The sequence below is a fragment of the Arthrobacter sp. fls2-241-R2A-172 genome (assembly GCF_030208885.1).
Classification (GTDB): Bacteria; Actinomycetota; Actinomycetes; order Actinomycetales; family Micrococcaceae; genus Arthrobacter.
Window position 1 is genome coordinate 107,739 of record NZ_JARVTB010000008.1, and the last position, 24,809, is coordinate 132,547.

The following is a 24,809-nucleotide window of genomic DNA, read 5'->3' on the forward strand; positions in this document are numbered from 1 at the left end:
TATAGGTAGGCGCTGGGCCTAGTCCTCTGCGGGGATAAGCCACTCGCCAAGGTGGTCGTTGTTCAGCTCCGGGGACCGATCGATCTTGTAGGTGACCTCGTAGCCCAGGACGGAGCCGCGTTCGGACTTGTCCTCCGCCACCGACTCGATGCTGACGTTCGCGGCCACACGCCGGCGGATCAGGCCGGACTTGAAGATCTCCTCCGTGAACACCACGTACTTGGCGCTCGTGCCGCCGCCGTCAATGGTGATGAAGCCATTGGCGTCCGCGGTCTTGCCACGGATGATCGCGCGCACCGTTTCGTCGGTCTGGGCGTACTTGACCTTCAGCGTGACCTTCGCCAGGCCGGACGGGATCGAGAAGCCGTCCTGCCAGAACACGATGGGGTCACCGTCCGACTCCATGGACCATTCGAAACCGCCGTCCTCGGTCAGGAGACCGGGGAGCTTGAACGCGGCAGGAAGCACAAAGGCTTCGTCAGCACCTTCAGTAGGGGTAGGAATAGGCGTGCCGAACGGACCGACACCCATGTGTCCGGTGACCGGTACGCCAACTGCTGTGACGTCATTGCCTTGGCTGTCTGCGGGCATTATTCCTCCAAATAGAAGAGGCCACCCGCAGAAGCGAATGGCTGAGTTGATTTGTGGTTGGGTGGTCTAGCTGAAGGCCTTGCCCACAACGGACAGGGTGAAGGTTGAGTACCGCCGGGGGAAACCGGTGTCATCAGGGACCTTGTAAGGCCCGTTGCTGTCGGTGACTGCTGCAACCGGGTTTGCTGGGTCCGTGCTCGGGCACGCCTCGACGATTGCGCACACGAGAAGCGCCAATTCTGTGGCTGCTTCCTTCTTCACCGAGTCGGATCCCAGAATGGTCACACCTACTGAAGCCGACCGCGTCGATATGCCGGTCCTGGCTCCACTATCGTCGCGGACGATGACTTGGAATGCTGGACGAGGCTTATCCGGAGGAGAGAATTCGTTCGAGATGAACCCGCCAGTGCGCCCACGTGCCAGTAGCTCCGCGCGGATGTGACCAGTCAGGAACTTTTCGAGGTCCGAGTGAATGACTTGGCTAGCCACGTTTCACCGAATTCAAAGCGCGGACAAGATTACCGGTCCGGGACTCGATGATCATGCTCTTGGGGTCCTCGGCAACTACCAATGCGACGTTCCTGTTGCCAGAGGACTTAATCCGGACAGTGATGTTGTCCCTGTATTCTCCGGTATCAACCGGAGCGGAGGCCTGGGCCGCAGCCTGCACTTCCTCTGCCTTTTGCTTCACCAACGAGGTGACCGGTCCGGAATGCCCAAGCTTCGAAAAGAAGGATTCGTTCCACTTCATCAGCTCACCCCGCAACCTTCTTGACCCTGAATTCCACGCCCGGATTCCAACCCGTGAACGGGCTCCTCCAGTCGGCGACTTCGCCCTCTACCTCCCAGAGCCCGGAACGGGCCCGGATCCGGTCCTGAGGGAGCACATCAATACCCGGAGCGCCGTAGAGGCTCATGCTCGTGGTTACCGAACTCCGGTTCTCGGTGTTGACTTCGGTGCTGCTGGACGGAGCAATGGCCACACCCTCGATGTCCAACGTGTCCGGGGCCGACCAGGCCCGCTCCGTGGCTTGACCCGAGTAACCATCCTCCACGAGCTGCGCCCGTTCGCGCACCACCGTTTCGCCGTTCGCCAGGGGAAACATCAGCACCGCCCTTCCGGCCAAATGAACAGACCCTCGTAGCGTCCTGAGGGTGGCGAGTGGAAGACAGGAAGGGCCGCGCTGCGACCTTCGAACACTTCCACCATCCAGCCTTGAATCTCGGTGGGGTTGGTGCTTCCAGCCAGCAGCGTGGCTGACCTTGACATTGGCCCGACACCTTCGGAGAAGGACTTCGCCCCCCTCACAGGCGGGACGTCCACCGCGCTGAGGACCATCTGCACCACGACGTCGGCAACGTCATCAGTCGTCAGATAGTCATCAGGGTTGCTGACCCGCTGGTCCACGTCCGGCCAGCGCCGCCGAATGGCGCGAGAAGCCGAGCCGAGGTAGTACTCGGCCCGAGGCTTCTCCACGGAGCTGAGTGGACGCCACGCCTTTTCGATCGTCGCGATTTCTGCCAGATCAGCAGCCATGGCGTCCACCTCCTCTTACTTCGCCGGGGTTGCCTTGGCAGGCGTCGACTTTGCCGCGGCCGCAGCGGCTGCATCAGCCGCTTCCTTGGCATCAGCTGCCGCCTTCGCATCCGCCGCAGCCTTTGCGGCAGCGGCATCAGTCGGAGATGGTGCTGAGCGTTCGACCTTGACGACACCAATGGCAACGAGCCGCTTTCGTTCCTCGGCAGTGACGCTATCCGGCAGGACCGCGCCCTTGTCGAAGTAGCGTTCGGTATCGCCGGTCTTGGCCACGATCAACGTGGCGGTGACAATGTGTCCCATATCAGACCCCCGTATTCGTGATGATGATTCCGGCGTTCGGCTCCAGAACCACAGGAACCGTCACGCGGCGAGCGCGCAGCAGGTATCCGTCGTTCTCGTCGTCGCGGATGGCCTTGGTCTCGACACCAACGCCGCCGGCGCTGGTGTAACCGGGGCCGCCCAGCTTCTCGTCAGCCATTCCACCGAGTTGCGTGGTGTCCACGAGGAGCGGATTCGCGGAAGGGGTGTGGTTGCTGCTGAGCCACGTGAGGCCCAGCGCCTGCGGCCACAGTCCGGTAACGAGTGGGTTTCCTGCTTCGCGTGGGAGCAGGCCATCGGCGTTGAGGCGAGCAATGGCCTTGGCCCACTGTTCGTCCCTGAGCACGATCACGTCCGGGTCATAGCCTTCATCCAGGCCCGTGACCTTCGCCTTGGCGAGGAGCACGCCTTCGACAATGGCGTCGCCAGTTGTCCAGGCACCAGGCGCTCCGGCCCCGGTGACGCTGTAGGTCTGGGTGATCTTGGATGCGATCACACCGAGCGCTGCGGAGTCAACGAACTTCACGGACTGGTTGACCAGCTTCGTGAAGGCTCGCTCTACGGGGCTGATGCCGAGCCGCGCAATGGCTTCATCAAAGACTGGGACGTCCTGGCCCCATTTGTTGGTCTTCGCGGCGGCCAGTTCACCGCCGGAGGCCGTGGTTTTGGGGTACGAACCGCCAGGCGCGACTGCTTCCGGTTCGTCGTTGGTGAAGATGGGCTCGCCCGTCTCGTACAGGATGGCGCCGCCCACGGCTTCGAAGCGGCCGACCAGCATGCGGTCGGAGATGTAGCGCTTTTCCAGTAGGTCGCGCAGACGCCGGGCGATCAACTTCGGGGTTTTGAGGAGGTAATGAACTTCCTCAGTGGTGCCGCCCGAGACTGTGACGGGCGGAGCGGGGTATGTGTACATCTGGGCTCCTAGTGATCCATCAGAACTTCGACGGGCACGTCTGTGCCTGCCGTCAATGCAGTGCCTACTGCGTGGGCGGCGTCGCCGGCACCAATGGTGATGACTTTCCCGGCAGCAGCTGGAATGACGCGAGCGCCGACGGCGATCGCGCCGGAGGCAAGCAGCCGCTGTACACCGCCGGGCAGGACGGTGACCTTTTCGCCGGCCTTCGCGTCGAAGGCTGCGGTTCCCACCCACGAGGGGGTGGATGCGGAGGTGGGTGAGACGCTGCGCGGAGCGGTGACTACAAGGAGCTGGCCACCAGTTACGTCTGCGGCCGCTGTGAAAGTGACCGGGGCGCCGTCGTCGAAGAGGCGTACGTGCTGTCCCATGATCAGCCTTCCTTTCCGGGGTAGAACTTGGAGTAGACGTGGTCCTCGTCGGTGGCCTCATCGACGCCTCCGGTGTAGCCCGACGGCTTCAGGTTGACCAGGCCCGGTGCGAGGCCAGCCAAGGTCTCGGCCATTCCCGGATCTGCGGCGAGCGCATTGATCCAGTGGTCGCGGCGGGCGGGCGCAATGCGGCCGTCGTTGACCGCGGAGTCGACAATTGCGGCGCGTTCGGCGACGAGCTGCTGATTGCGGGCTTCGCGTCCTTCGGCCGCTGCGGCCTGGAGGTCTGCATACTGGGCTTCGTCCAGTACGACGGTGCCGGCGGCTGCGGTGGGTGCTGCGGGGTCCTGCTCTGCGAGTACCTCGTCAACGGCGGCCAGCAAGGCGTCGTCGTCCAGGTTTGCTTCGGCGGAGATGCCGAGCCGCTCACGGAGCCCCTTTTTCAGTGCATCCGACATGGTGTCGGTTCCTTCCTCTTGGGGTTGGGTGGTGTCCTTCGGCTCGGCCGGAGGCATGTTGGAGGTCTTATCGACCAGGTGGGTGAGTTGCTGGAGTGCGTGGCCGGTTGCGAGGCTCAGGCTCTCCTTTCGGGCGTGGTTCGTGGGGACCATCGGACGTGGTGCGTCCTGTCGGCCGGCGTGGGCGAAGATCGAGAGGTCAAACTTTGCGTTGGACGCGTTGTTCTCGCCCTCTGCGTCTTTGCCCTTGCGGGTGACGACACGATCAGCCAAGCCAGCTGCCACGGCCTCTTCGGCTGTGTACCAGGTTTCCGCGTGCATTGCGGTGCGCCAGTCTTCGCTGGTGCCTCCTGCGCGTTCGGCGTAGACGCTGGCGATGGTCTCCGATAGCTGGTTGAGGATCTTGGCGGTTTCTTCCATGTCCGCGGCGTTACCCCAGCACACGGCTGAGGCGTCGTGGATCATCATTTCTGAGCCGAAGCCCATGACCACTTCGTCGGCGGCCTGCACAATGAACGACGCCGCGGATGCAGCCAGTCCGTCCACCGTTGCGGTGATGTGGGCTTTGTGCCGGCGCAGCGCGTTCATGATGGCAGTGCCGTCAAAGACTGACCCGCCGGGGGAGTTCACGAAGAGGTTGATGTTTTCGACGTCGAGGGCGGCCAGCTCGCGGACGAACTCGGAGGCATTCACGCCCCAGTAGCTGTCGATGACGTCGTAAATGTAGACGTCTGCGGTGTCCCCGGAAGCCGCTTCCATCCGGTACCACTGTTTGCCTTCAGTCGCCATTTTCAGTGGTCTGCTCATCTGAGTGCTCCTTGTCATGAACCGGGCCAGCTGCCCTGGGGGCGTTGCTCCGGCTCGCTGCGGGCTGGCGTGGGTGTTTGGCCGGTCTGGGTCTTGGTAGTCCGCTCACGGGCCGAGGACGGGTCCGCGGCCGGGAGGCTGTACTGATTCCTCAGGTGAGCTTCCAGTGGGTCATCCAAGGTGATGGCGCCGGCATCAGCCAGCCGTGCGATCGACTCGGCTGTTGCCGGGTGGCGGGAGCCGATCTCGTCAAACACGAGTTTGGGGGCTGGCTCTTCCGGTCCCCAGTTGTAATCAACGAGATCCTCAATGACGTGCTGGTTGGTGACGTCTGCGATCTGCATGGCCACGGTCTGCAACGACAGGGTGAAGAAGTCCGCAAAAGTTGAGCCCAGCGCCCAGGAGCCCGTCTCCGTGCCCAAGTTGAGGAAGTGAGCCAGAACAGCCCGGGCCATCTGCTCGTCGTAGTAGCGGATCGGCTTGTCGGCGTCAGGCAAGTCGCCCTCAACGCCTTTCATGTCGATCTTCGCGCCGTACGCAATGGATGCCCCGGAGTTGTCCCCGGACCGCAGTCCCTTGGCGATCTTCAACCCAGCTGCAATCTCTTCGTTCTGCCGCTTCACGTACTCGGTGGAGTCGAGATTGTCAGGCAGCTGCGATGCGGTGTACACCGGCACGCCCATCCCGTTCCGGTCCAGTGTTTGGGCCTGGACGCGCAACGCCCGGTCCTTGAGTAGCCAGTACTTATAGGCCGGCCGAATTGCGGACTGCCCCAGCCAGTTGCCGCCTTCCCGATCATTGACATACGCAACAAGGTTCTTCACCTCGATGCGCGGGTCCTTTTCGCCGGGCTTGGCAGAGAACTGCTCAATGGCGATCAAACCTCCGTCAGGAGCAACATCGATCTTGCTGATAGTCCGAGGCGGCCGCCACTCCAGCTTCCGCAGATGTGCCTTGCCGTTTTCGACGCGATACACCGGCTCGAAGAAGGAGTGACCGAAAGGCAGCATGGTCAACACCAGACGCAGGTGCTCAGTCCACGAGAACCTGTTGCGGGTCCGCAGCACTGGCCGCCCGGAGTCTCCAACGATGTTCAACCCCAAGTTGTCGGCTACATGCTGCGTAATCTCATCGCGTGCGCCGTTGGGGTCGATCCGGTAGGTGGTGCGCCTGATGGGCAGCGTGATGGCCCGCAGTGTTGAAACAACCTGAGCATCCTGGCGGCGCATCTGGTCAAAAACCCGGACGTTTTTAGGCCACTGAAGCTCTGGCGTCTCCTCCTCTTCTGGTGCGGCCCACCATTGAGAGGTGTTTACTGCGTAGCCTTTGGCCGATTCAGGAACTGCCATGTGCTGCCCCTCTCATCTAGAAGCCCTGGCGGGCAATGTCATCGGCGGAATAGTCGGTGTCGGACGTTTTCACGGCCTCCGGGGGCGGTGGTGGCGGTGGTGGCGCTTTCACGCGGCGCCCCATAAGCCACTTGGCGGCCGTGAAAGCCATCAACGGTGCTATCTCCGCAGGGGAGGCCCGGTGGTCCGGGATTGACGCGCCGCCACTGAATACCTTGACCACGGCGGTAGCTGCAGCTGTGTCCAAAGGAGGCTGGGGATTGTGGAAAACTGTCACGTCCCTTACGGAGTCAAAAACGTCAGCCCAGCCGCTGGTGAGGTCACTTCCCGACCACTCAGTGACCGGAATCGTGAACTTCTCGTCCTCTGCCAGGCTCTCCATCAGCGGGGAAATAGGAGCGCCCTTAGATTGGCCAGCAATGGCTTTGATCCTGCTCCGACGGCTAGGCTGCCCGGGCTTCGGAGTCTCATCCATCAGCCAGTCCTTGACCCAATCTGACCCGTTTCGTCCCGCAACAATTTCAACCTGGGCCTTGCCATCGGGCCTGTAACCGCCGAATGCCACATAGGTCATTGACCGGTCGTGCGACTGGTCAATACCAGCCCAGACGGGCGAGCCCGGCACGATGCGATGCTCTTCTGCCACTCCCTTGGACCCGTCCCCCAGGACAATCACCGGATTCTTACCCTTGTCCCACGAGCCGGGCGGGAAAGGGCCCAGCAATGTGCCCTCAGACCACTGGCAAAGCACCTCAGTGCGGAAGACCCACTCAGGATCTGTCCGGCAGGCCGCAGCAATGGTTCGCTCGGTGAAACCCGAGTTCCAATTCAGCGATGGATTCGCTTGGGCCCAGCCCTGACGGTCACGCTTATCGCAGCCCGGCGTGGCTGACCACTCCCAGAGGCCAAGCGTGTCCTCGTCTTGCTCGAATTCGGCCAGCTCGTCATCATCCAGCTCGTCATCGTCGCCCTCAACGAGGTCAGCGACGTCCAATGCTGTCGGCCCGGCCGCTCCGATCTCCTCACAAATGCCGTCCGGGTCTCCTACACCGTCATGAGCCATCTTCCGGAGATACTGCAAAACAATCGACGTCATATCGCCGGCGTTGGACAGCGCGAGAATCAACGCCTCGGCCTGCGCCATGGTCGTCTTGGTGATCGCGCCCCAAGCTTCCCAGTTCTGATGCTCGCGCAGCTCGTCAAGCATGATCAGGTTGCCGGTAAAACCACGGCCTGCACGTCGGTTGGCGGCCTTGACCTTGTACCGCGGGCCGGTCTTCTTTCCGGCCTTGCCCTGAGACTCTTGGGGATTTAGCTCCAGGGCCTTTTTGCCGTTGACCTTCACGACGCGCTTGAGGAGCTTGGACAGCTCCTCGTCCTCTTCCACGAGGTCAACGGCGCCCTGCCATACTTCCTCAGCAGTTTCGAGGTCTTGCGCCGTGCCCATGACCAGGGGCCAGCCCCAGACGATCATGAACCACAGAGCCAGTACTTGTGACAGCGTGCTTTTGCCGTTCTGGCGGGCGATCAGCACCACTGCTGTCCGGAACCTCAGTGAGCCGTCGGGGAGCAGCTCCAGCATCCGGCACAGCAGTACCTTCTGCCAGGGGTAGAGATCTACGCCCAAGGCCTCGCGGGCGAATTCGATGACGTCATAGCCAAGAGTGGTGTCCGGCGTCAGTGCCCGCAGCGGAGGGGTGCAAATACGCGGTTCTGCGTACCCGTAGATCTTGGGCCGCTTGGCCCCGGTTTGATCCGGAATCGGGACGTGGCAGATCTGGCGGTAGTAATCGCCCGGGTCTACCGCGTTCGGGCCACTAACCGGATCGGCGTGCCCTGGCGCGAGCTTGGAAGTCTGTGACACTCGCACCCTCCGACTTGGCATCCTCGGCCGGCTTCTCACCCTCTGAAGCTGCAAGGGCTGGCACTCCGACGCCCGTTGGCAACGAGGCGGGTGTTATTTGCAGCTCGGCGCAGGCTTTGAGGTACTGCGGCACAGTTGTGGTCATGGCCTTCTGCAAGGCCTCCATGCTGTCCCGCTGGGCTTCATCGATCATCCACGCCAGCGTCTTCAGGGCGGCTACCGGACCAGCGAAGCGGGCTCCGTGGAGGTGCTTGGCCTCCGTGATGGTCCTGGCCGTTGCGTCAGCGATGTAGCCGCTCTTCCGAGTTGGCTTGACCAGCGGGGCAAAGCGGTCGCCCCAGATGCGGATCTGCTCGGCTGTGGCCCTCTCAACAGCGAGCGCGGGGTGGGGGATTACCTTTCCCCGGGTGTCGGTGACTACCATTCCCTCGTCTTCGATCCGGCCCCGGGCTTCCCTGAGACGTGCGGTGAGGGTGCAGTAGGTCTCTAACGCAACCCGGTCTACTTTCCCCACCAGGTCGTTGCTTTCGACGATTTCACGCCACACCTCTGCTACTGCGTTGGGCAGGTGATCGGGTGCTTCCACTGGAGCGAGAGTGTCAGGTGTTTTGCTCTTGGTCACAGGATCAACTCCCCGATCTTCATCTTGCCGGCGCGGAGCGGCTTGGTGGACAGGTTGCCGATGGTGATGGAGTTCAACGGGCGGGCTTCGATGGTGGGCCACTCCGCGGCCCTTTGCGGACGCAGGCGTGCGACCAGGTCGGACAACTGCCTCCGTGACATTCGCCAGTCGATTAGTAGGGCAATGTCTGCGACGCTCATGTGCGGGTAGTCAGCGAGCGTGTCCGTAACAGCCGGTTCGGCTTCCTCGGACGCCGAGGGGCGGTAGTAGCTATCCCGCGCCCCGGGACGCAGTCCGCGGCGGACAGCGTTCCGGGATGCTCCCTTGCTGCGACTGATACGACGGATTGAATCGCCGCCTTGATGGGCATCCCGGAACGCTTGGCGGTCATGCATCAGAAGTAAATGCTGGCCAGCAGGTTTCTGTCATCACTGAACCGGCCTTTCGGGTAAGATATGGGTCCGTTTTCCCCGCCAACTCAACGTTCTCGCCCCAAAAATCCCTCGAGGGACTTCCGGGGGGAGAGGACGGAGCAGGCGGGGAGCGTCCGGCGGTTCGCCTTGCTGGATTTTATTGAGGTCCGGACCGCTACCAGTCTTCGGACATGACACCCATGCCGAGATCCACGCCCGTACCAGCTGCTTTGTTGCAGTCCAGATGGGCGGGCTTCCAGTTGCTCGGGTCCCACGTCAAGTGTGGGTACAGCTTGCGGGACTTCACATGCTGGACGCTGCACGACTGCTTGTGCGGATAGGTGAGGGAGTAGTCGATGCTCTGCTTGCAGATGCAACAGACCTCGTCGCGCCTTCGTCCTTCGGCTTTGACTTTGGCCAGCGCTTCACCTGCACGCCTGCCTGACCACGAGGGGATGCTCAGTCCGTTCACATCAGTCTCACCGCCTTGGCTGGACATGACAAAGGCCCCGACGGTGATCCGTCGAGGCCTTCATTCAAAGCTGTAGGGACAGCTGTCCCCTCGGAATTACTGTACTGCATTTCTAGACAGTTGTTCGACGCCTCGCCCGCATGCGCTCTGACACCTCCAGTACATCGCCTGGGTAGTAGATCCGCTGGGCTTTGGTTGTGGTCGTGACTCGATCCAGAACGTAGTGCAGCCTGCCCAGCTTCACCCAGTTCTCGAAGTCGAACTTCGTGACGATCACTCTTGCTTTCCGTTGAAGATACTGACGTACCGCTCTCGGTGGCATCGGTTCCCCTCTGGCCTTGCGCCTCAGCTTGTCCAGCACATCGCTGACGTTGTGCACGGTGTTGCATGCTGGGCACTTCACAGTGGCATCGTCTGGGTGGGCGACCAGCCGGCCATCGCACGGGACCGGATCGTCGTCTTCATCTCCACCGTCGAGCGGCTCTTCGCACTGCCCATAGACGCGTTTGTCCTCAGGCCCCCACACAAGGTCTCGTCCCTGCTGTACCCAGAGGCGGGCCATGTACAGGATCTCGCCCGCCTTCGGGTTGTCCATTGCTGTGGCGTGAGCCCGGTCCGGGAGTTGATGCAACCATGCCCGCAGCAACCAGGCATCGACGTTCATGGCTGGCTTGGACTTCGCATGACCACCACCTCCGCCACTGGCGCCCGGACTTCGGGTGACGCTCGTCTGCTCGATTGCCCCATCAATCAGGCTCAGGATCGGGCCGACGTCGGCAAGGAGTGAGTCGAGCCCCAAGATGCAGTCGGTGCAAAGGTACAACGTCGTCGGGCGGTTGCAGTCTTCGGCTGTGCAGGTCGTCATTTGTCACCTCTCAGCTCTCGTTGGATTCGGCCACTCTTGAGATCCTCGGGACGCCACACGTCCGCATCGAGGCCGGCCATTTTGAGAATCTTCAGGCAAATGACCTGGGCTGGACGCACCCGGCCCGTGGCCGTCTTCAGCTCCCGGAACAGGACACGCCTCCTGGACAAGCTGCCAAGGACGAGATCCGGAAAGCCAGCCTGCGAACGCCGGCTATCTGGGTTGTGATAGCGCAGCTCATATCCGAGGAACTGGGCGAGTTCCAGGACAGATTCTTGGAGCTGATCTTCTGATGGTGAGTTGTGTGATGAAAGTCGTTTGGTAGGCATGTTCAGTTCCGTCCTCGGTTGCGGGGGCGTCTTCTTCTCTTGGTTTGGTTCTTGGGTTTGCCTTGGGTTGAGTGCGGGGCTTCCTGCCCTTCACTGCCCTTACCTTCCAGACCCGTCCCGTCCCTACCCGTCCCGACGAATCCAGATCCGGGAGACCTATGTCCTGGGTCAGGATTTGGTCTCGTGTTGGTTCTGGATCCCGTTGCAGCCGGTTGATGCTTCGCCTGAGCTGTATGGGCCGGTGACTCGCTGGACGGGCCGGAATGAGCCGTTGCCTCGTCTGTTCCCGGAGCGGCCTGCGTGGGCGGCTCTACGGGGTGCGTGTTGTCCGTTGCCGTGGTGCTGGTGGCCGGTGTTGCACCTGTTCGGGTGTAGGTGGGTTCGATCGGAGTGCCGTGTTTGGCGATGAAAGCTGCCGTTGCTGGGCCGATGATCGGCTCTGCCGGAACTTGAAGGGTCTTCCAGGTGCTCTCGGGATCGTCTTGCCGGCGTCCGTTGCATTCGCGGCAGCAGACAACGAGTGTGTCTACGGTGCCGGCCTTGCCGGGGTTGGTGTGGTCATAGGTGGCGCCGCGTCCGGACTTAGTGTCGCCCCAGGCGACTGACTTGCCACAGTATCTGCAAGCGTCTCCGTCGCGGGCTCTTACTCGCCACGTCAGCTCATTGTTCCGGGTGTCCTTCTTTCTCTGGTTGTTCCACTCACGCTCCGCCTTCAGGATCATATGGAAGAGGTCGTTGTCCTCCACCAGCTTGAATGCCTTCCGCTCTTCGCCGTCCACCGTGATTCTGGTTTCCGTGAGGTAGCCGCAGAACTTCGCCGCTTTGATCAGCTCGTGATATCTGCCGAGAGACCCGGCCATGAGTTTCGCTGTACCGACGCTGATGATGTAATCCTGCTCGTACGCTGCGGCCTGGGTCGCGCAGCGCGCGACGAAACCGAAGCACTCGTTGAGGATCCGGTCATCGGCGTCGTCCATTTCCACGGCCGAGAGGACGATGGGGTGATTCGCCGCCGCGTCGCCCTGCTTCAGCCATGGCACTGGATGGACCTGCTTTCGTGGTTGGCGCCGTTCTCGGCGCGAGTGAGTAAGAGAATCTCCGTCGGTACGCGAGGACCAAGGGCCGGCCGGCCATGGCAGCGCGCAGGAATGTGCACTCACATGGGCTCAGCTCTAGGCCTAATACGGTCTCCGCGTAGTTGACGATGTCGTCGGCCCGCCGTTGCGGCTTCGTCATTGGGTGCGGACGCCGGTCTTGATCTGTTTGATCTGCAGGCCCAACCCTGCACGGACCAGAACTGGGGTGCGCGGGTCGATGCCGGCCCGCTCGGCTTCCTGGATGAACTGGCCCAGCTCCGCCAATGTGGCACCCGTCCTCGGGTTCTCCGCGTCCCTGGTCACTTGGATCAGTGGCATCGAGCGGCGATTGAATTGATCGCTCATCTTTCATTCCTGTCTTCGGCGCCCGGCCCGGTGCAACTGCATCGGCGAGCGCCGCCTGTTTCTGAGTAGTAGATGCCGTTGCAGGACGGCCATTGGTTGTTCTGTGTGCCGTGGTAATGCCCGCAGGTTGGGCAGCGGATCACCGGTGAGGCTTCCGGCCATTGTCGAGTAGCTGCCCCGTGGTGAACTTCCGGCAGTCGTGGGATACGGCGGTTGGTGCGGTAATCAGGATGAATGGGTTACGCACGCCGGCCCTTCGTCGCCGTGAGATTTCTTCATCGGTGAGATAGAAGACAAGGTCCCCGCAGTATGGGCACTGGGCTTCGTGAGTCATGCGGAGCTGGCAGTGAAGGACTCGAAGCCATCGCCTCATTGCCCCTCCTTGACGGCGGTAGCCCGGATGATGGCGCGGACTAGATCGTCCCGTTCCTTGCCGGCAAAGGAGTCGTAGACCAGTTCGGTGAAGGTGTCCACAGCTTCAAGGGCACGCTTCATGCTTTCGTCGTCCAGGGTTACCCGGTGCACACCGTTGGCGGCATCATGAGCATCAGACGCAGCAAGGGCGGCGGTGGCGAGTTCTCCTGCGTCTGTGGTCTGCCATGCGACGGAGGTGTTGACCAGTGCCTTCGCGGCGGCTTCCTCCCGACTGATGCTTTGCTCTCCTGCTCCAATGCGGTGTTTGTTCATGTTCGGGCCTTCCATGCCTCGGGTTCTGGGCTTTCGCCTTCGATGTAGTAATCGCGGTAGAGCATCGGCTGGTGTCCGCAGCGGGGGCAGTCTGCACTGCACCTAAGCCCTTTGCCGTCGTGGAACCTCAATGCGGTCCCGTCTGGCAGTATCTGCTGACACAGGGCGCACGTCGGAGCGACATATCCGCCCTCGAACTCGTACTCCCAATGGCTGGTCGGATCGCAAAACGGACAGGGGATCTCGCCTCCGGTCTCACTGTCTGCGTCGAAAAGCATGCCCTCATGGCAGTAGGTGTCCATGTATGGTGCACCGAACGCGGACCACTCGAACATGCCGTCGGGGTGAGTTGGAGATTCACTCACGCGATCCACTCCCAAGCCACGTATTCCTCTTCCCAGCTCGTTGAGATCGGGCCTGACCTGGTCATGTCCTTGGGGAGTCCGCCTTCTGCCATACAGTCGCCATCTTCTCCCTCGTAGTTGGCGCTATTGCTGTCAAACCAGTCCTGCATCCAGCACTCTTCGTGAGAGACGTACGGGTGCCCGCACGGGAAGCTCTCACACCCGCAGGAGTCAGGATATTGATGGCATTCCGCTGCTGAATTGCCGCGACATTCAAATTTCAGGGTTGGCTTGTCTCGCCATCCGTCGCACGTGGGTTCTGCGGCTGTCAGTTCGACGTAGTGGACTGCCGTCTTTTCGCAGAGCTTGCAGCCAGGCCGCTTGATTCCGTTCGCTGAGTGCGAGTTGTGCAGCTCCTCGATAACGCTGCTCATCGGCCGCCCCACTTCCTTCGGTCCTTCAGCAGGATTGGATCATGGGGAAGGTTTTTCGGCGGGTCGAACAAGAGCTTGCCGAACGACTCAGCTGCGAGCGCGATGCCGTTAACGAATTCCACGACAGGTTCCATGGCCTCTGCGAGGGCCTTGCCGAGGTGGGGAAGGTTGCCGCGCACATGGCGGTTGCGTGCTTCCAGGATGCGCAGCCGGTCAACGGCGGTCAGTGTGACGGCGCACAGGTCGCATCTGTAGACCCAGCGGGCCTTGCCTTCTTTGCGGATGAGTTGGCTCATGGTTGGTCCTTTTTTGTCGGGAAGATCTGGGCGTAGAAGTCGGGGTGTTCTTGCAGGAGTTGGGCGAGCTTGGCCGTCAGAACGGGGACTGGATCAGGTTTGGGTTCCTGCGCAGTGTTCGTGGTCATGCTGCTGAGTCTGACCAGGGGCCGTGTTTGATGCAGATGCCGCCCCAGTGCTGGTTCCAGCCGTTCTGCTTGGCGAAGCCTCCGGTGTCCCATGAGTGGCGGCTGTATCTTCCGCAGTCTGGGCAGTGCAGAGGTAGGCAGTGCTCGCCGGGGTGCGCGCATTCCTCCCTCATGGCTCTTCCTCGTGGTCGTAGTGCGGAAGTTCAGCAAAGCGGCTGAGGGTGTGCTCGATGTCTTCGGCCCGGTCTGCTGTGATGGCGGAGTACCCGGGCAGCCCCCAGTCGAGACGCCCACGGGCGTAAGTCGCAACCTGAGCTGAACGCCAGAACTCGGCAGCGAGTTCGACGTCGGTGAGGCGCTTGCGCTGAGACATAGTGGCTTCCTTGATTCGGTCCGCCTGCCACTGCATCGACGCTTGGAAGCCGCGCATAGCCTGAGTGAACGGGCTACCACCGGGCTCCACAGCGGGCGGGAAGCTCGGTACCGGTGGGTGAATGGTCAGCTCCAAGGGGCGGCTCATTTCGTGGCCGCCAAGTTCCAGAGGCCGAGCTGCCCGACCTCGGGGAAGGGGCAGGCCAGTGGGCGGGGGTTGGCCAGTTCCCAGTGGTAGAAGCCCGGGCGGGCCCACTCTGAGCAGTACCCGTCCTTAGTGCGGCATTCCGTTGAGTAGTGGCAGCCAACGACTTCCACGGTCCCCAGGACGTACCCCTGCAAGTGCAGGTGATTCCGGACAGCCTGCGGTGCCTCGGCACGGGCGCGCTTGTATGCTTCGAACTCGTACCCGGCCTCGTCGTCGCGCTTAGCTGCGTGGATGTACAGGGTGCCGCGGTGCTCGATGGACTGGGAACGGTTCTCGACGTCCTTGCCCGCATGCAGGATGGACCAAGCCCACGGGTTCTTCACGGTGACTGCCGTCAGCGCTGGGACTTCAGAGCCGTTCACGAGCAATCACACTCGCCTTGGGCGTTCTGCACCTTGTCACAGGCCTTGCATGTTTTGAGCTTCGGCGGGCGGGAGAGTAGCTGAGCGATCATCGCGTCTTCGTTTGCCTCGGTCATGGTCTACTCGCCTCCCAGGATGTCGTTGGGCAGCCTGACAGGCATCAGCAGATATCTGTAAGTGCTGGCCTTCTTGCCCTTCTCCGGTGCAGGAGTCAGGCAGAGTGGCTTGGTCAGCGTGTGAAACCCGAACCTCACGACATCCGCCTTTGTGGCTTTGATTCCGTCGAGAAGGTAGTGCGGGTTGAAGGCCACAGTTGCGGATCCGTCAATATTGACCGTGTCTGCCAAAAGGACGGGAGTGGCTGCCTGGTCTGCGCCTTCGTGGAAGCTCGGAGAGACGGAGATTGAACCCGGCGCCATTTTCACGAGGGCTGGAATGTTGCGCTCGTTCACTTCCTTGGCCACCATCACCTGATCCAGCACATCCCTGCGGTTGACGTCCACGGTCATGCCGTACTCGGCCGAGAAAATGGAATCCAGCTTCGGGTAGTCCCCACTGGTAGGCGAGAGAGTGAACGCCACGTCACCGGAACCGATGTTCAGCGTCTCGCAGCCACCCATCCTGTCCGCTATGTCAGCCGCGGCAAGCACGCCTACAGTGATCTTCTCGTCCACCAGGTGCTTTGCCATGGCCTTCCACGTCGCCGCCCTCAGAAGGAATTCGAACTCCTGTACCGTCCGGGACGACAGCGTCAGCGTCTCTGCCGAGAGCCGGTACCGGTCCGTGGCATGGATGGTCAGTTTCTTCCCGGTGCATCGCAGCTGCAACGCTGTGAGGATCGGCAGGGTGTCATCGATGCTCGCCGCAACGGTGGCGCGATCCAAAGCGCAGGCCAACTCTTCACGGTCCACATTGAAGACGTCCAAAACACCATGCTCAGGAATCGTCGGGTAATCAGAGAAGGCGAGAGAATGCAGGCAAGGGATCGTGTACCCCGCAGCTGTCACAGTGGTCAGCCGCTGCCCCAGCAGATCCTTGGACTCCACAGTCACCGGCACATCCCGCTTACGGGCAGTCAGTACACGGATCGTCCGCACAAGCCACTGGAAGGGAACCAAAGCCTTGGCGTTGCGCAGAGCATTCACCGGCTCGTGATTGAGCCTGGCGGACGCCGTCGTGGAGTAGTCATACCCCAACAGAGTGGCCTTGCCCCGATTGCAGTCGATGACCATGAAAGACAGGATCGGCAGAGCAGGCCGGGACGAAATGGCAACGCCTACGGCGGCAAGCTTCCGCAGCCACTCCGTACCCGTGGCAGTCACTTTCAGATCGGCGAGCGCTGGTTCTGTGGTTGTGGTGGTTTCGGTGATGGTGGCGGTCATCTTCTGGCCTCTCGTGGTTCGTGGGTGTAGTGCTGGGCTTCTTCGGCTTCGAGTGCTGCCCTGGCTGATGTGAGGTCGATTCGTGCGCGGTCCAGCTCGTCGTCTGTTTGGCGGAGTCGTCGGGATTTGCTGACGGTGTCGATCCCGTCCAGGTCGTCGGCAAGGATTTCCGTGAGGAGGTTCTGCCGGCGGATGTTCAGCGCCGAGGTGATCCTGAGTGCTTCGTCGTGGCGGCTGCGGTAGACGCGGGCCTTCTGGTCCTGCCAGTTCTTGTCGTGGGTTACGCAGGGCATCAGCGGGCCATGCCGTTCAGGCGTGTTCCGGCCTTGCGGTGGCTGCTGATGATGAGCTGGCCGTAGTCGAACGCTTCCCGGGCCGTGTCGTGCCACTGGTTCTCTTTCGAGATCGGGTGTGTGACGTCGGGTTCGTCCCAGAGGGTGAGCTTCCAACGTCCGCTTGCGCCTGGTCGGACGCCGGCACGTGGGAATCGGCGGTCATGGTTGACTTCGAACGGTGCCGACGGCCGGTAACCTTCCATGGCGTCCACATGGTCAAGGACGTCTCGTTTGGCTTTCCACTGAAGGCCCACGGGCGCCGGGTCGTCAAGGATTTCCGGCCGGAAGCCGCACCCGCAGACCGGCTCGTTGTCCGCGTTCCGCTTAAGGAAGTGCCTAGATGTCGTCATTGTCGTCACCTTCCGCGAGGGCGGCCTTCTGGGCGGCGAAGTGCTGAATTGCTTCCAGCTCGGCTTCGGTCCACTGGTATCCGTAGGAGTGCTCCAGCGATTCACGCCAAGGACCGGTGGACATATAGCCGGTATCTCGGCCCCAAGAGGCGAGGTCCGTGAGCAGCTCCTCTTTGTTCCCGCCGTGACGCACCAGGTGATTCAGGACAATGAGCTGGTCAGTGGAGAGCTTCGCGATGCCGTCAACAATCTCCTGGTCGTCGATCTCCTCGTGCTCCTCAATGCCGAGCCAGAACCCGACGGAACCAAGGTCGAGCTGCTCGGCCATGTCCAGCGCAAGCTGGTGCACGACGTCGGCTGCCGGCTTCTTCAAAATGCCTTTGAGGAAGCTCTCCCGGACAGGGGCAGCCAATTCCAAGCCGCGGATGATTTCACCACGGCGCACATCAGCGGCGATTTCCTCGGGGGTCTTCTCGGGCGGGGTCCAAGGTTTGTGCGCCTCCCGCTTGCGTGCCCAGGTGATCTTCGGGAAGTCGGGATGTACGACGGCAATGAGGTCCTTCTCTACGGCCTCAGTAACCGAGTGCTCGGTGTATGTGGGCGAGATGTCCTTCCATTCCCATTGCGGGCCCTCCGGACGGTCCACAACTTCAACACCGGCTCCTTGCAACTCAGCCGTCAGGCGAGGGAGGTTCTCCCGCCAAGCACGGACCTCCTTCTCGGCCGCCAGCCGTACCTCCCAGTCGTTAGGCTTGTCCGCAACCTGCAACAGGCGCTCCTCGGCCTTCTCGTCGTCAGCGAAAGCGAGCAGCTCGAGCGCCTGATCGATGTTGAGGGTCGCGTCTTCGATCTTGGTCTGAGCAGCCTGGGACAGCTTCGTGATTTTCGACCTTGAGCGGACGTACTTCTCACCACGGCTCAGGGACTTAGCGACGGCTTTGACGTTCATTCCCTCGCAGTCCAGCAGGGACTGCACACCGCGGGCCGCGTCCATCTCCGTGAAGTTCTCACGGTGGGTGTTCGCCACAATCATGAAGGCGATCTGCTTCGCCTTCGTATCCAGGTCGTGCCGAATCTTGCAGGCAAGGTCTGCAACGTTCCCGAGCCGGGCAGCGGCTTTTCTTCTGTGGCCCTCCAGCAACATGAATTTGCCGGCGTCCGCTCCCTCGGTCATCGGTACCACGTGGCAGTCGTCGGTATTGCCGTCCTTGGCAAGACTGTTCGCCAGCTCCACAAGATCCTGATCGGAACCGAGGTCAGAACGGGGGTTGTCGGGGTTGTCGATAAGGGCATCGACAGCGATTCTTCTTGTTTCGATAGTGGTCATGACTGTCCTTCGCAAGTGTGGGTGAATGCTTGCTCCGCCAGGGCAAGAGTCAGCGCGGCCTGTAGCCGGCTGATAGCTGCATCGAGTTCGCCATCCTGCAACGCCGAAAGGGCGCGGGTGGTCGTGCGTTCGATGCGGAGAAGGCGCAACGCAGCGTCATCACGGACTACTGGGTTGCCAAGCCACTCTTGTTCGGTGGCTGGTTCCTGCCTCTGGCGGTGGACGTTCTCCTGGTCCTTCTGAGTAAGGACCGGGACAGCGTCCGCTGTCTGGGGAAATGGGGTGGCGCCGGGGCGGGCGCCTGGTGGTCTATCTGTCATCGGCGCCCCCAACCGCCGGTCATCATCTTCTGCGCCCGGGCTGCGGGCCCGACTCGAGAACGAAGCCGCCGGCACCCGCAAGGATGATCAGCAGCCCAGCGAGGTAAGCGCCGTTGACGGTGCCCGAGGACATGAGGACCAGGGCAGCGCCGAGAATCACCAGAGGCCCGTAAAGGTAGGCGCGGCGGCGATACAGGCCGACCCGCGCCGTAGGGCGCATCACGCGCCAACCCCCGGCAAAGCCGCCGACTGCTCGTCATGGCCCCGGTACTCATGCAGAGAGAAGTTAGCTCGGGGAGTCCCGTCCACGATGATCTGCTTGGCATGGATATCGACCGCGACCTTCTGTGGCACCGGCCATTTGGTACGGGCGTAAGTTGTCAGCTGTGCCGTCAGCTCCGTGTTGTCACGGAAGTGAAGGTTCGCCCGATCCTTATACGGGCGGTGCCCGATCGGCTGCACAACGGCGAAGAGCCGCTTCCTGGTCTTCATCTTCTGCTGCCTCCCCAACGCTCAGCGACCTTGGCATCCAAAGCTGCCAACTGGTCTCTTTGCGACACGTTTGGATCGAATACCGTCACCGTGGCCAAGTGCGGCCCCGGCTTCGGCATCGGCGTCGAGGTTGGATCTCTCCACTCGAAGTGGGCGATATTCGCATCCCCTTCGGGGGTGGAGGCGGCCGCCGCCGGCACGTCGGGGGATTCGACGGCAGCTGCCGGATCAGAGGGCTGCCCCCCGGCAGCCTGTTGAGAACCATCGTTACCTCGACGGAATTCATTTGCGGTCGTTTCGACAGTCGTCACGAACAGCATGGCGTTCTGAACAACCTCGGCGAGCGCTGCTGTGATTTGTGGGAGAGCGTGATCGATGTTTCCCAGGCGGTCGAAGTGCCTGGCTGTTTTGAGAGCGCCGATAAGGTTCTCGGCGTCCGTGATTGTGGACTGGAGGTCGCTGAGGCGCCGGGAAACTGCCGGATTAACGTGCTTTGCGGCTGGGTTGATGCTGAAGTAGAAGCCCTTGGGAAGCCGCGTGCTGAATCTTGTCAGCACAGTCTGGACCTGCTCGTGGCGTTCGATCTGGCAGCCCCCGGCATCGTGGGCGCGGACCATGGCGCGCATCTCTGTCTGCTTCGGGTCCTCGTTTGGAGCCATGCCCTCAGTAACGGGCCACTGAAGAGAGAGCCCGCAGTCCTCGCACTCGAAGTAGGCGTCAGTCATGTAGCCGTCCTCGTCGCGGCCACCGTTGCTCCAGCTGCTCATCAAGCCACCTCTGCAACTGCTGGTGCGTTGCGGATGGGCCGACCCATGAGGCGGGCCTCGGCAAGCTTCTCCAACTGTTCCAGAGATGGGCCTCCGGGCGTGTAGGCGGCCTCAGCGATCTCGCGTGGGCTCATGCTGTTCATCCGGGCTGTAGCTTCGGCAAGGACGCGGCCGGCGGCTGCTATGTGGGGGCGGGCTTCCGGCGGTAGCTGCCGGAGTCTTCTGATGACCATTTGTTAGACTCATTTCTGATTCGAGAGCCAGGCCTTGTTCAGATCAGGTGCCTGGCTCTTGGGTTATCTACGGGCGGTCCAGTTGGTTCTTGGCGGAATGAAACTGGACCGCCTTCTTTCTGCCCTCAGTGGTTTTCCACTGGGGAAGTGGGGACCGGAGCGGCAGCAGCGGGGGAAGGTGCTGCCGCTCCGGAGTGTGGGCGGGTGCTCATACGTGGAGCCGGCGGGGATGCTGACTTACGGAGCGGGCGCCTGTGCGATGAGAAGCGTTTCGTGTTCCACCTTCCACGTTGGGCGCGGCTTTTTGTTCGTGGTCAATGAAGAGGTCCTCCCAGTCGCAGTCCAGGGCGAATGCGATGCCCATGGCGAATGCTTCGGAGATCGTTTTCATCTTGCCCGTCTCCACCTGCTGAACGGCGGCTTGCGAGCGGCGCGCCAGATGGGCGACATCGCGCTGCGTGTATCGCTTGGCGAGGCGTCGGCGGCGGATCAACTCCGGGTCCCGGATTTCCATCCAGACCTCCTTCTTGGCTTGCGGTGGGCGGCGACGGATCGTTGCTGAGTTCATTTCTACTCTCCTCTTTTCAAGATGACAAGTTGATCATGTTCCATATTCCACTACTTGTCAAACTGATAAGCGGCAATTTCCTTGCGTCACCTGCAAAGATGGACTTGTCACTTGTCAGAGCATGGCGTGTCGCCGCTTCCAATAGCGAGACGTAGCCGGGAAGAGTTACCGCCGTGAACATGAACCCAAGCCTCCGCAACCTCGTGGAGACTGCCGTGGAGCGTCACCAGACCTCTGTCCGGCAGCTAAGCATTCTTGCGCAGAAGCAGGGCTACAGGGTTACTCACACAACGCTCAACCAAGTGAGGAGCGGAACATACAAATCCGCCCCCTCCGAAGTGACCATCAAGGCCATTGCTTGGTTGGCCGGCGTCAGTGAGCAACTCGCGTTCACGGCCGCGGGGCAACCTGTCCCCGGTCCGCCGTTTGCCGAGGAACTGCCAGCAGGTGTCGACAATCTTCCGCCGAAAGCGCGAAAGGCTGCCATCGACATGCTGCGAGTCCTTGTGGACATGAATCAGGGCCAAGCAGATGCAGAACTCAGCAGTGACCAGGAACAGCCAATCGACATCCGTCGTGCCAGCGAGCGCCGTAACGCTCGCCCTGGACAGAAGACCGACTCTGACTTGAAAAGTAAAACTGTCGTGCCCCTAAGCGATGATGCGATAGACCGTCTGCACAAAGAGCAGTGGGAAACGTTGGCGGCCAAGAAAGCACCAGGGGGCATTGCACATGATCAGAATCCCGAGGACACCTGACTCTTACGCAAGAGAGTTGGGCGTCCAGATCCGATTCGGTTGGGTACCGGATGGGGCGTGGGGGAGCTACGACGCGGATCACCACCTGATCACGCTTCGCGTGGGCCTTGGTCCTCTGCAGCTGCTATGCACGCTCATGCACGAGCTGGGGCACGCCGCGCATCGTCACCGGGGCCGCGGTCGCCGGCAAGAGCGCGAAGCCGATACCTGGGCGGCCCTGCGGCTGATCTCAAAGCAAGACTTCATCGACGCCTATCTCGAACGCCAAGATGCGGTAGGCATCGCACACCGGCTCGGGGTTCTTCCCGACGTCGTGGAGCACTACATCACCGCCCTCACGAAAGCTGAGCGCGAATCCCTGGCGGAACTCCTCCGCGCACGCCTCGCCGCCTAAGCCTTACTCCAAGAGAGCCTTCCACCGTGAACACACAAAAGGCCCACCTTAGGGCTGTCCAAAACGCGCCCCAAAGGGCGGTCGCCTACATCCGAGTGTCCAAAGAACGCGACGGAATGATCAGCCCGGAGCTGCAGCTGACCTCCATAGAGCAGCACTGCGAGCGCAGCGGATACGAGATCGTAGAAACCATCACTGATCTCGACATGACGGGCCGCTTCTGGAAACGCCGGCAAGTTGAGCGTGCCATTGGCATGATCGAGGCCGGCGCAGCTGACGTCCTAGTTGTCTGGAAGATCAGCCGCGTATCCAGGAACCGAAAAGACTGGGCCATCGCCGTTGACCGCGTCGAAGGCATCGGCGGACGCATGGAATCCGCCACCGAACCAATGGACACCACGACGTCGTCGGGCAGGTTCGCCCGGGGCATGCTAGCCGAGCTGGCCGCGTTCGAGTCAGAACGCATGGGGGAGCAGTGGAAAGAATCCCACGCCAGGCGCGTAAAGGCCGGCATCCCCGCGAACGGGAAACCACGGTTCGGCTACCAGTACTCCAAAGAGGAAGGCTTCAGCCCAGATCCCGTCACAGGGCCGGTCTTAGCTGACCTCTACCGGCGGTACCTCTCCGGACAATCGGTCTACTCGCTCGTGAAATGGCTCAACGACGGACCAACAAGGCCCGTCTCCGGCTACGGCGTCTCCAGCGACGGCCTCTGGTCGGATCGGACAGTCAGAAGGATCATGGACCAAGGCTTCGGGGCCGGCTACATCACCTATCATGGCGAGCGCATCCCCGGTATTCACGAACCTGTCATCACGGAGGCTGAATGGATCGAGTACCAGGCACGCAGGGCGACCCGGCGCGTTCACCGGCGCAGCGAACGATCACAGTACCTCTTTTCGGGAATGATCCGGTGCGCCTGCGGGGCGACCATGCACGCTGGGCTCTACGGCAACAATCGCTCACCAAAGTACAAATGCGGTGCCGTTGGCAACAAGCGAAAGCACACGGGCGGGTACGTCATGACCAGCACGGTCGAGACGGACGTTCTGGCATGGCTTGAGAGCGTAGCGGCCAACGTTGAAGCTGAGGCCGATCTCGCTGCCCGGGCTGAGGAGCAAACAGCCAAAGCAATCGACGCAGTGGGGCATCTCCGAAAGCAACTGGCCAAGCTGAGCACCCGAATGGACCAGCTCACCAACAAGATGCTCGACGGCACAATCCCGGACGACACCTACCGGCGCCTTCGAGACGAACTGCAGGCCCAGCGCGACGACCTAGAGGTGTCCATCAGGGACGCGCTAGTGGTGGCGTCGCGGCCGCCGGCGTCATTGATACCAGACCTCTTGGAGAACTGGGCGATACTTCCACTGGATACTAAGCGTGATCTGTTGTCGCGCCTTATTCATCATGTGGAGGTTGAACCGATGCGCCCACGATCCCGGGTTACTGTCCATCCGCGCTGGTGACAACGGTCACCAGGAACTCACCGAAAGGCTGACAATGACCGAAAGCACGCAGGAACCCGAAAAGTGGGCTATGGGTATCATCGGCGAGACGCCCTCGATTGACCACGTCCACCTGGAGTGGCTTAGGAAGACCGCCAGGGAGATGGCCGACGACTGGGAGCGGATCTACGCCAGAACTTCCGGTGACAAGAGCCGGACACAAGAAGGGGGCCATGAGGCCGAAACTGCCTGGGCAGAGTTCCTGACGAATTGGCTACCCCCGACATATGAGGTCGCAACCAGGAAGTACATCATCGGCGAAGTGGACACGGGGGCCCCTCCCTTCGAGACCGACATCATTATCTACCGGCCGTCCTATCCGAAAGCGCTTCGGACTAAGACACAAGTTCTCGCAGCAGGAGTGGCAGCCGCCTTCTCAGTGAAGACCACACTCAGGGCAGAGGGCATCGCCGAAGCCGTTGATTCCTGCGCCAAAATCCAGCGAACGCTATCCGACCGGGAAGCGACCATGCGGCGCGAACTCGTAAGGCCGTTCCCGTACGGACTCCTAGCGCATTCCCACATGTGGAAGAAGCCAGGCTCGAAACCCGCCGACAACATTTCCTCGGAGCTTTACCGGCGGGACAACCAACTGTCGAGGCATCCAAAAGAGTCCCTTGAGCTGGTCTGTGTCCCAGACGTTGGCGCATGGTGCAAGCAAACTTCCTATAGCCACGGTATGCATTTTCCGCCGGACTACTTCGCGGACATGGAGCCGGAACTTCGTGATGCCACTATCGCCGAAATCGGCAAGGCTCGGCTACACACGGTTCATGTCGGGTCACAACGAGAAGATCCCGCACTTGCAATAGCAGTATTTCTAACGGCGTTGTACTCCTACCTTGCCATGCAGGACCCGGGCTTAGACGAGCTGGCCCGCTCATTCAGCAAGATGGGTGGATTCAACGAGGGGTCGGGCCTCAAGCGGGAGTGGGATGTGGAAAGCGTACTGACGGCTGGTCTGTTGTCAACCACTACGCATACCGGATGGCCCCTAGAGAATGGGGAAAATTCCCATCACTTCGGGAGTACATTCGGGTTTTAGGTTTCATCTCGACACAGGTGAGATTAGGACGCAATCACACTGATGTCAGCCGTCCTGGTTGCGGGGCTGTTGGCCCTCGCTGCGCCGGCCCTAAAGGACCTCTTTAACCAGGCAATCCATCAGGTTGCCAAGTAGGCCCCGGCGC

Annotated in this window: 37 protein-coding genes; 4 read left to right on the plus strand and 33 right to left on the minus strand. The window is 61.5% G+C overall.

The window, feature by feature from the left end; genetic code table 11:
• Nucleotides 1-18 precede the first annotated feature (18 nt).
• The 33 genes from QRM57_RS13285 to QRM57_RS13445 all read right to left on the minus strand — a co-directional run bounded on the left by QRM57_RS13285 (nt 19) and on the right by QRM57_RS13445 (nt 20,959).
• Nucleotides 19-591: a phage tail tube protein gene (locus QRM57_RS13285; protein WP_284986965.1), complete on the minus strand. Its 573-nt coding sequence runs from the start codon at nt 589-591 to the stop codon at nt 19-21.
• A 66-nt stretch (nt 592-657) separates the two neighbouring features.
• Nucleotides 658-876, minus strand: coding sequence for a hypothetical protein (locus QRM57_RS13290; protein ID WP_284986966.1), 219 nt, complete (start codon nt 874-876; stop codon nt 658-660).
• 196 nt (nt 877-1,072) lie between these two features.
• Entirely contained in the window at nt 1,073-1,342 is a 270-nt protein-coding gene (locus QRM57_RS13295) for an HK97 gp10 family phage protein (RefSeq protein WP_284986967.1), read from the minus strand.
• Nucleotides 1,343-1,346: 4 nt separating this feature from the next.
• Nucleotides 1,347-1,697 (minus strand): hypothetical protein, encoded by a 351-nt coding sequence (locus QRM57_RS13300; protein WP_284986968.1) that lies wholly within the window; start codon nt 1,695-1,697, stop codon nt 1,347-1,349.
• Nucleotides 1,697-2,128 (minus strand): Gp19/Gp15/Gp42 family protein, encoded by a 432-nt coding sequence (locus tag QRM57_RS13305; RefSeq protein ID WP_284986969.1) that lies wholly within the window; start codon nt 2,126-2,128, stop codon nt 1,697-1,699. Before QRM57_RS13305 ends, QRM57_RS13300 begins: the two co-directional genes overlap by 1 nt.
• Before the next feature lie 15 nt (nt 2,129-2,143).
• Entirely contained in the window at nt 2,144-2,431 is a 288-nt protein-coding gene (locus QRM57_RS13310; protein WP_284986970.1) for a hypothetical protein, read from the minus strand.
• A gap of 1 nt (nt 2,432) precedes the next feature.
• Nucleotides 2,433-3,362: a phage major capsid protein gene (locus QRM57_RS13315; RefSeq protein ID WP_284986971.1), complete on the minus strand. Its 930-nt coding sequence runs from the start codon at nt 3,360-3,362 to the stop codon at nt 2,433-2,435.
• 8 nt (nt 3,363-3,370) lie between these two features.
• Nucleotides 3,371-3,733 (minus strand): DUF2190 family protein, encoded by a 363-nt coding sequence (locus tag QRM57_RS13320; RefSeq protein ID WP_284986972.1) that lies wholly within the window; start codon nt 3,731-3,733, stop codon nt 3,371-3,373.
• 2 nt (nt 3,734-3,735) lie between these two features.
• Nucleotides 3,736-4,998: a head maturation protease, ClpP-related gene (locus QRM57_RS13325; protein ID WP_284986973.1), complete on the minus strand. Its 1,263-nt coding sequence runs from the start codon at nt 4,996-4,998 to the stop codon at nt 3,736-3,738.
• Between the two features lie 14 nt (nt 4,999-5,012).
• A complete protein-coding gene (locus tag QRM57_RS13330; protein WP_284986974.1) occupies nt 5,013-6,347 on the minus strand; it encodes a phage portal protein family protein in 1,335 nt (444 codons plus the stop codon).
• 16 nt (nt 6,348-6,363) lie between these two features.
• Complete coding sequence (locus tag QRM57_RS13335) at nt 6,364-8,211, minus strand: terminase large subunit domain-containing protein (protein WP_284986975.1); 1,848 nt, start codon at nt 8,209-8,211, stop codon at nt 6,364-6,366.
• Nucleotides 8,165-8,833 (minus strand): terminase small subunit, encoded by a 669-nt coding sequence (locus QRM57_RS13340; RefSeq protein ID WP_284986976.1) that lies wholly within the window; start codon nt 8,831-8,833, stop codon nt 8,165-8,167. The genes QRM57_RS13335 and QRM57_RS13340 overlap by 47 nt, the downstream gene beginning before the upstream one ends.
• Nucleotides 8,830-9,228: a hypothetical protein gene (locus tag QRM57_RS13345; protein ID WP_284986977.1), complete on the minus strand. Its 399-nt coding sequence runs from the start codon at nt 9,226-9,228 to the stop codon at nt 8,830-8,832. Before QRM57_RS13345 ends, QRM57_RS13340 begins: the two co-directional genes overlap by 4 nt.
• A 193-nt stretch (nt 9,229-9,421) precedes the next feature.
• A complete protein-coding gene (locus tag QRM57_RS13350) occupies nt 9,422-9,718 on the minus strand; it encodes a hypothetical protein (protein WP_284986978.1) in 297 nt (98 codons plus the stop codon).
• A 112-nt stretch (nt 9,719-9,830) separates the two neighbouring features.
• A complete protein-coding gene (locus QRM57_RS13355) occupies nt 9,831-10,583 on the minus strand; it encodes a hypothetical protein (protein WP_284986979.1) in 753 nt (250 codons plus the stop codon).
• Entirely contained in the window at nt 10,580-10,912 is a 333-nt protein-coding gene (locus QRM57_RS13360; RefSeq protein WP_284986980.1) for a VRR-NUC domain-containing protein, read from the minus strand. The genes QRM57_RS13355 and QRM57_RS13360 overlap by 4 nt, the downstream gene beginning before the upstream one ends.
• Nucleotides 10,913-10,914: 2 nt before the next feature.
• Nucleotides 10,915-11,952, minus strand: a complete 1,038-nt coding sequence (locus QRM57_RS13365; protein ID WP_284986982.1) for an HNH endonuclease — start codon at nt 11,950-11,952, stop codon at nt 10,915-10,917.
• Nucleotides 11,953-12,144: 192 nt separating this feature from the next.
• On the minus strand, nt 12,145-12,354 hold the full coding sequence (locus QRM57_RS13370) for a hypothetical protein (protein WP_284986983.1): 210 nt from the start codon (nt 12,352-12,354) through the stop codon (nt 12,145-12,147).
• 369 nt (nt 12,355-12,723) lie between these two features.
• Nucleotides 12,724-13,041 carry a hypothetical protein gene (locus QRM57_RS13375; protein ID WP_284986984.1) on the minus strand — a complete coding sequence of 106 codons (318 nt, stop codon included), beginning with the start codon at nt 13,039-13,041 and terminating at the stop codon, nt 12,724-12,726.
• A 774-nt stretch (nt 13,042-13,815) separates the two neighbouring features.
• Entirely contained in the window at nt 13,816-14,115 is a 300-nt protein-coding gene (locus QRM57_RS13380) for a hypothetical protein (protein WP_284986985.1), read from the minus strand.
• Entirely contained in the window at nt 14,112-14,243 is a 132-nt protein-coding gene (locus QRM57_RS13385) for a hypothetical protein (RefSeq protein ID WP_284986986.1), read from the minus strand. The genes QRM57_RS13380 and QRM57_RS13385 overlap by 4 nt, the downstream gene beginning before the upstream one ends.
• Before the next feature lie 169 nt (nt 14,244-14,412).
• Complete coding sequence (locus QRM57_RS13390) at nt 14,413-14,616, minus strand: hypothetical protein (RefSeq protein ID WP_284986987.1); 204 nt, start codon at nt 14,614-14,616, stop codon at nt 14,413-14,415.
• A 143-nt stretch (nt 14,617-14,759) separates the two neighbouring features.
• Nucleotides 14,760-15,185, minus strand: coding sequence for an ASCH domain-containing protein (locus QRM57_RS13395; protein ID WP_284986988.1), 426 nt, complete (start codon nt 15,183-15,185; stop codon nt 14,760-14,762).
• Nucleotides 15,186-15,304: 119 nt separating this feature from the next.
• On the minus strand, nt 15,305-16,567 hold the full coding sequence (locus tag QRM57_RS13400) for a DNA polymerase III subunit beta (protein ID WP_284986989.1): 1,263 nt from the start codon (nt 16,565-16,567) through the stop codon (nt 15,305-15,307).
• Nucleotides 16,564-16,860, minus strand: a complete 297-nt coding sequence (locus QRM57_RS13405) for a hypothetical protein (protein ID WP_284986990.1) — start codon at nt 16,858-16,860, stop codon at nt 16,564-16,566. Before QRM57_RS13405 ends, QRM57_RS13400 begins: the two co-directional genes overlap by 4 nt.
• Entirely contained in the window at nt 16,860-17,252 is a 393-nt protein-coding gene (locus QRM57_RS13410) for a hypothetical protein (protein ID WP_284986991.1), read from the minus strand. Before QRM57_RS13410 ends, QRM57_RS13405 begins: the two co-directional genes overlap by 1 nt.
• The gene (locus tag QRM57_RS13415; RefSeq protein WP_284986992.1) at nt 17,239-18,579 is read right to left on the minus strand and encodes a ParB/RepB/Spo0J family partition protein; all 1,341 of its coding nucleotides are present in this window, start codon (nt 18,577-18,579) and stop codon (nt 17,239-17,241) included. Before QRM57_RS13415 ends, QRM57_RS13410 begins: the two co-directional genes overlap by 14 nt.
• Nucleotides 18,576-18,899 (minus strand): hypothetical protein, encoded by a 324-nt coding sequence (locus QRM57_RS13420; protein ID WP_284986993.1) that lies wholly within the window; start codon nt 18,897-18,899, stop codon nt 18,576-18,578. The genes QRM57_RS13415 and QRM57_RS13420 overlap by 4 nt, the downstream gene beginning before the upstream one ends.
• Before the next feature lie 22 nt (nt 18,900-18,921).
• On the minus strand, nt 18,922-19,122 hold the full coding sequence (locus tag QRM57_RS13425; RefSeq protein ID WP_284986994.1) for a hypothetical protein: 201 nt from the start codon (nt 19,120-19,122) through the stop codon (nt 18,922-18,924).
• Nucleotides 19,119-19,391 (minus strand): hypothetical protein, encoded by a 273-nt coding sequence (locus tag QRM57_RS13430; protein WP_284986995.1) that lies wholly within the window; start codon nt 19,389-19,391, stop codon nt 19,119-19,121. Before QRM57_RS13430 ends, QRM57_RS13425 begins: the two co-directional genes overlap by 4 nt.
• Complete coding sequence (locus QRM57_RS13435) at nt 19,388-20,158, minus strand: hypothetical protein (protein ID WP_284986996.1); 771 nt, start codon at nt 20,156-20,158, stop codon at nt 19,388-19,390. The genes QRM57_RS13430 and QRM57_RS13435 overlap by 4 nt, the downstream gene beginning before the upstream one ends.
• Nucleotides 20,158-20,391 (minus strand): hypothetical protein, encoded by a 234-nt coding sequence (locus tag QRM57_RS13440; RefSeq protein ID WP_284986997.1) that lies wholly within the window; start codon nt 20,389-20,391, stop codon nt 20,158-20,160. The genes QRM57_RS13435 and QRM57_RS13440 overlap by 1 nt, the downstream gene beginning before the upstream one ends.
• Before the next feature lie 208 nt (nt 20,392-20,599).
• Nucleotides 20,600-20,959, minus strand: a complete 360-nt coding sequence (locus tag QRM57_RS13445) for a helix-turn-helix transcriptional regulator (protein ID WP_284986998.1) — start codon at nt 20,957-20,959, stop codon at nt 20,600-20,602.
• 173 nt (nt 20,960-21,132) lie between these two features.
• On the opposite strand from QRM57_RS13445, the gene QRM57_RS13450 reads away from it, so the two are divergent.
• The 4 genes from QRM57_RS13450 to QRM57_RS13465 are packed head-to-tail and all read left to right on the plus strand — an operon-like array spanning nt 21,133 to nt 24,664.
• Nucleotides 21,133-21,717 carry a hypothetical protein gene (locus QRM57_RS13450; RefSeq protein ID WP_284987000.1) on the plus strand — a complete coding sequence of 195 codons (585 nt, stop codon included), beginning with the start codon at nt 21,133-21,135 and terminating at the stop codon, nt 21,715-21,717.
• A 16-nt stretch (nt 21,718-21,733) separates the two neighbouring features.
• On the plus strand, nt 21,734-22,111 hold the full coding sequence (locus QRM57_RS13455; protein ID WP_284987001.1) for an ImmA/IrrE family metallo-endopeptidase: 378 nt from the start codon (nt 21,734-21,736) through the stop codon (nt 22,109-22,111).
• Nucleotides 22,112-22,137: 26 nt separating this feature from the next.
• A complete protein-coding gene (locus QRM57_RS13460) occupies nt 22,138-23,580 on the plus strand; it encodes a recombinase family protein (protein ID WP_284987002.1) in 1,443 nt (480 codons plus the stop codon).
• A gap of 34 nt (nt 23,581-23,614) precedes the next feature.
• Nucleotides 23,615-24,664: a DUF6602 domain-containing protein gene (locus QRM57_RS13465; protein WP_284987003.1), complete on the plus strand. Its 1,050-nt coding sequence runs from the start codon at nt 23,615-23,617 to the stop codon at nt 24,662-24,664.
• The last annotated feature ends 145 nt before the right edge of the window (nt 24,665-24,809 follow it).

Coding starts and splice junctions, on each gene's coding strand:
- QRM57_RS13345 (WP_284986977.1), bottom strand. CDS start 9,228: ATGCATGACCGCCAAGCGTTCCGGGATGCCCATCAAGGCGGCGATTCA.
- QRM57_RS13320 (WP_284986972.1), bottom strand. CDS start 3,733: ATGGGACAGCACGTACGCCTCTTCGACGACGGCGCCCCGGTCACTTTC.
- QRM57_RS13315 (WP_284986971.1), bottom strand. CDS start 3,362: ATGTACACATACCCCGCTCCGCCCGTCACAGTCTCGGGCGGCACCACT.
- QRM57_RS13360 (WP_284986980.1), bottom strand. CDS start 10,912: ATGCCTACCAAACGACTTTCATCACACAACTCACCATCAGAAGATCAG.
- QRM57_RS13370 (WP_284986983.1), bottom strand. CDS start 12,354: ATGAGCGATCAATTCAATCGCCGCTCGATGCCACTGATCCAAGTGACC.
- QRM57_RS13390 (WP_284986987.1), bottom strand. CDS start 14,616: ATGTCTCAGCGCAAGCGCCTCACCGACGTCGAACTCGCTGCCGAGTTC.
- QRM57_RS13415 (WP_284986992.1), bottom strand. CDS start 18,579: ATGACCACTATCGAAACAAGAAGAATCGCTGTCGATGCCCTTATCGAC.
- QRM57_RS13355 (WP_284986979.1), bottom strand. CDS start 10,583: ATGACGACCTGCACAGCCGAAGACTGCAACCGCCCGACGACGTTGTAC.
- QRM57_RS13375 (WP_284986984.1), bottom strand. CDS start 13,041: ATGAACAAACACCGCATTGGAGCAGGAGAGCAAAGCATCAGTCGGGAG.
- QRM57_RS13430 (WP_284986995.1), bottom strand. CDS start 19,391: ATGAAGACCAGGAAGCGGCTCTTCGCCGTTGTGCAGCCGATCGGGCAC.
- QRM57_RS13330 (WP_284986974.1), bottom strand. CDS start 6,347: ATGGCAGTTCCTGAATCGGCCAAAGGCTACGCAGTAAACACCTCTCAA.
- QRM57_RS13285 (WP_284986965.1), bottom strand. CDS start 591: ATGCCCGCAGACAGCCAAGGCAATGACGTCACAGCAGTTGGCGTACCG.
- QRM57_RS13405 (WP_284986990.1), bottom strand. CDS start 16,860: ATGCCCTGCGTAACCCACGACAAGAACTGGCAGGACCAGAAGGCCCGC.
- QRM57_RS13445 (WP_284986998.1), bottom strand. CDS start 20,959: ATGAACTCAGCAACGATCCGTCGCCGCCCACCGCAAGCCAAGAAGGAG.
- QRM57_RS13305 (WP_284986969.1), bottom strand. CDS start 2,128: ATGGCTGCTGATCTGGCAGAAATCGCGACGATCGAAAAGGCGTGGCGT.
- QRM57_RS13465 (WP_284987003.1), top strand. CDS start 23,615: ATGACCGAAAGCACGCAGGAACCCGAAAAGTGGGCTATGGGTATCATC.
- QRM57_RS13295 (WP_284986967.1), bottom strand. CDS start 1,342: ATGAAGTGGAACGAATCCTTCTTTTCGAAGCTTGGGCATTCCGGACCG.
- QRM57_RS13410 (WP_284986991.1), bottom strand. CDS start 17,252: ATGACGACATCTAGGCACTTCCTTAAGCGGAACGCGGACAACGAGCCG.
- QRM57_RS13325 (WP_284986973.1), bottom strand. CDS start 4,998: ATGAGCAGACCACTGAAAATGGCGACTGAAGGCAAACAGTGGTACCGG.
- QRM57_RS13400 (WP_284986989.1), bottom strand. CDS start 16,567: ATGACCGCCACCATCACCGAAACCACCACAACCACAGAACCAGCGCTC.
- QRM57_RS13420 (WP_284986993.1), bottom strand. CDS start 18,899: ATGACAGATAGACCACCAGGCGCCCGCCCCGGCGCCACCCCATTTCCC.
- QRM57_RS13380 (WP_284986985.1), bottom strand. CDS start 14,115: ATGAGCCAACTCATCCGCAAAGAAGGCAAGGCCCGCTGGGTCTACAGA.
- QRM57_RS13435 (WP_284986996.1), bottom strand. CDS start 20,158: ATGAGCAGCTGGAGCAACGGTGGCCGCGACGAGGACGGCTACATGACT.
- QRM57_RS13310 (WP_284986970.1), bottom strand. CDS start 2,431: ATGGGACACATTGTCACCGCCACGTTGATCGTGGCCAAGACCGGCGAT.
- QRM57_RS13300 (WP_284986968.1), bottom strand. CDS start 1,697: ATGTTTCCCCTGGCGAACGGCGAAACGGTGGTGCGCGAACGGGCGCAG.
- QRM57_RS13385 (WP_284986986.1), bottom strand. CDS start 14,243: ATGACCACGAACACTGCGCAGGAACCCAAACCTGATCCAGTCCCCGTT.
- QRM57_RS13440 (WP_284986997.1), bottom strand. CDS start 20,391: ATGGTCATCAGAAGACTCCGGCAGCTACCGCCGGAAGCCCGCCCCCAC.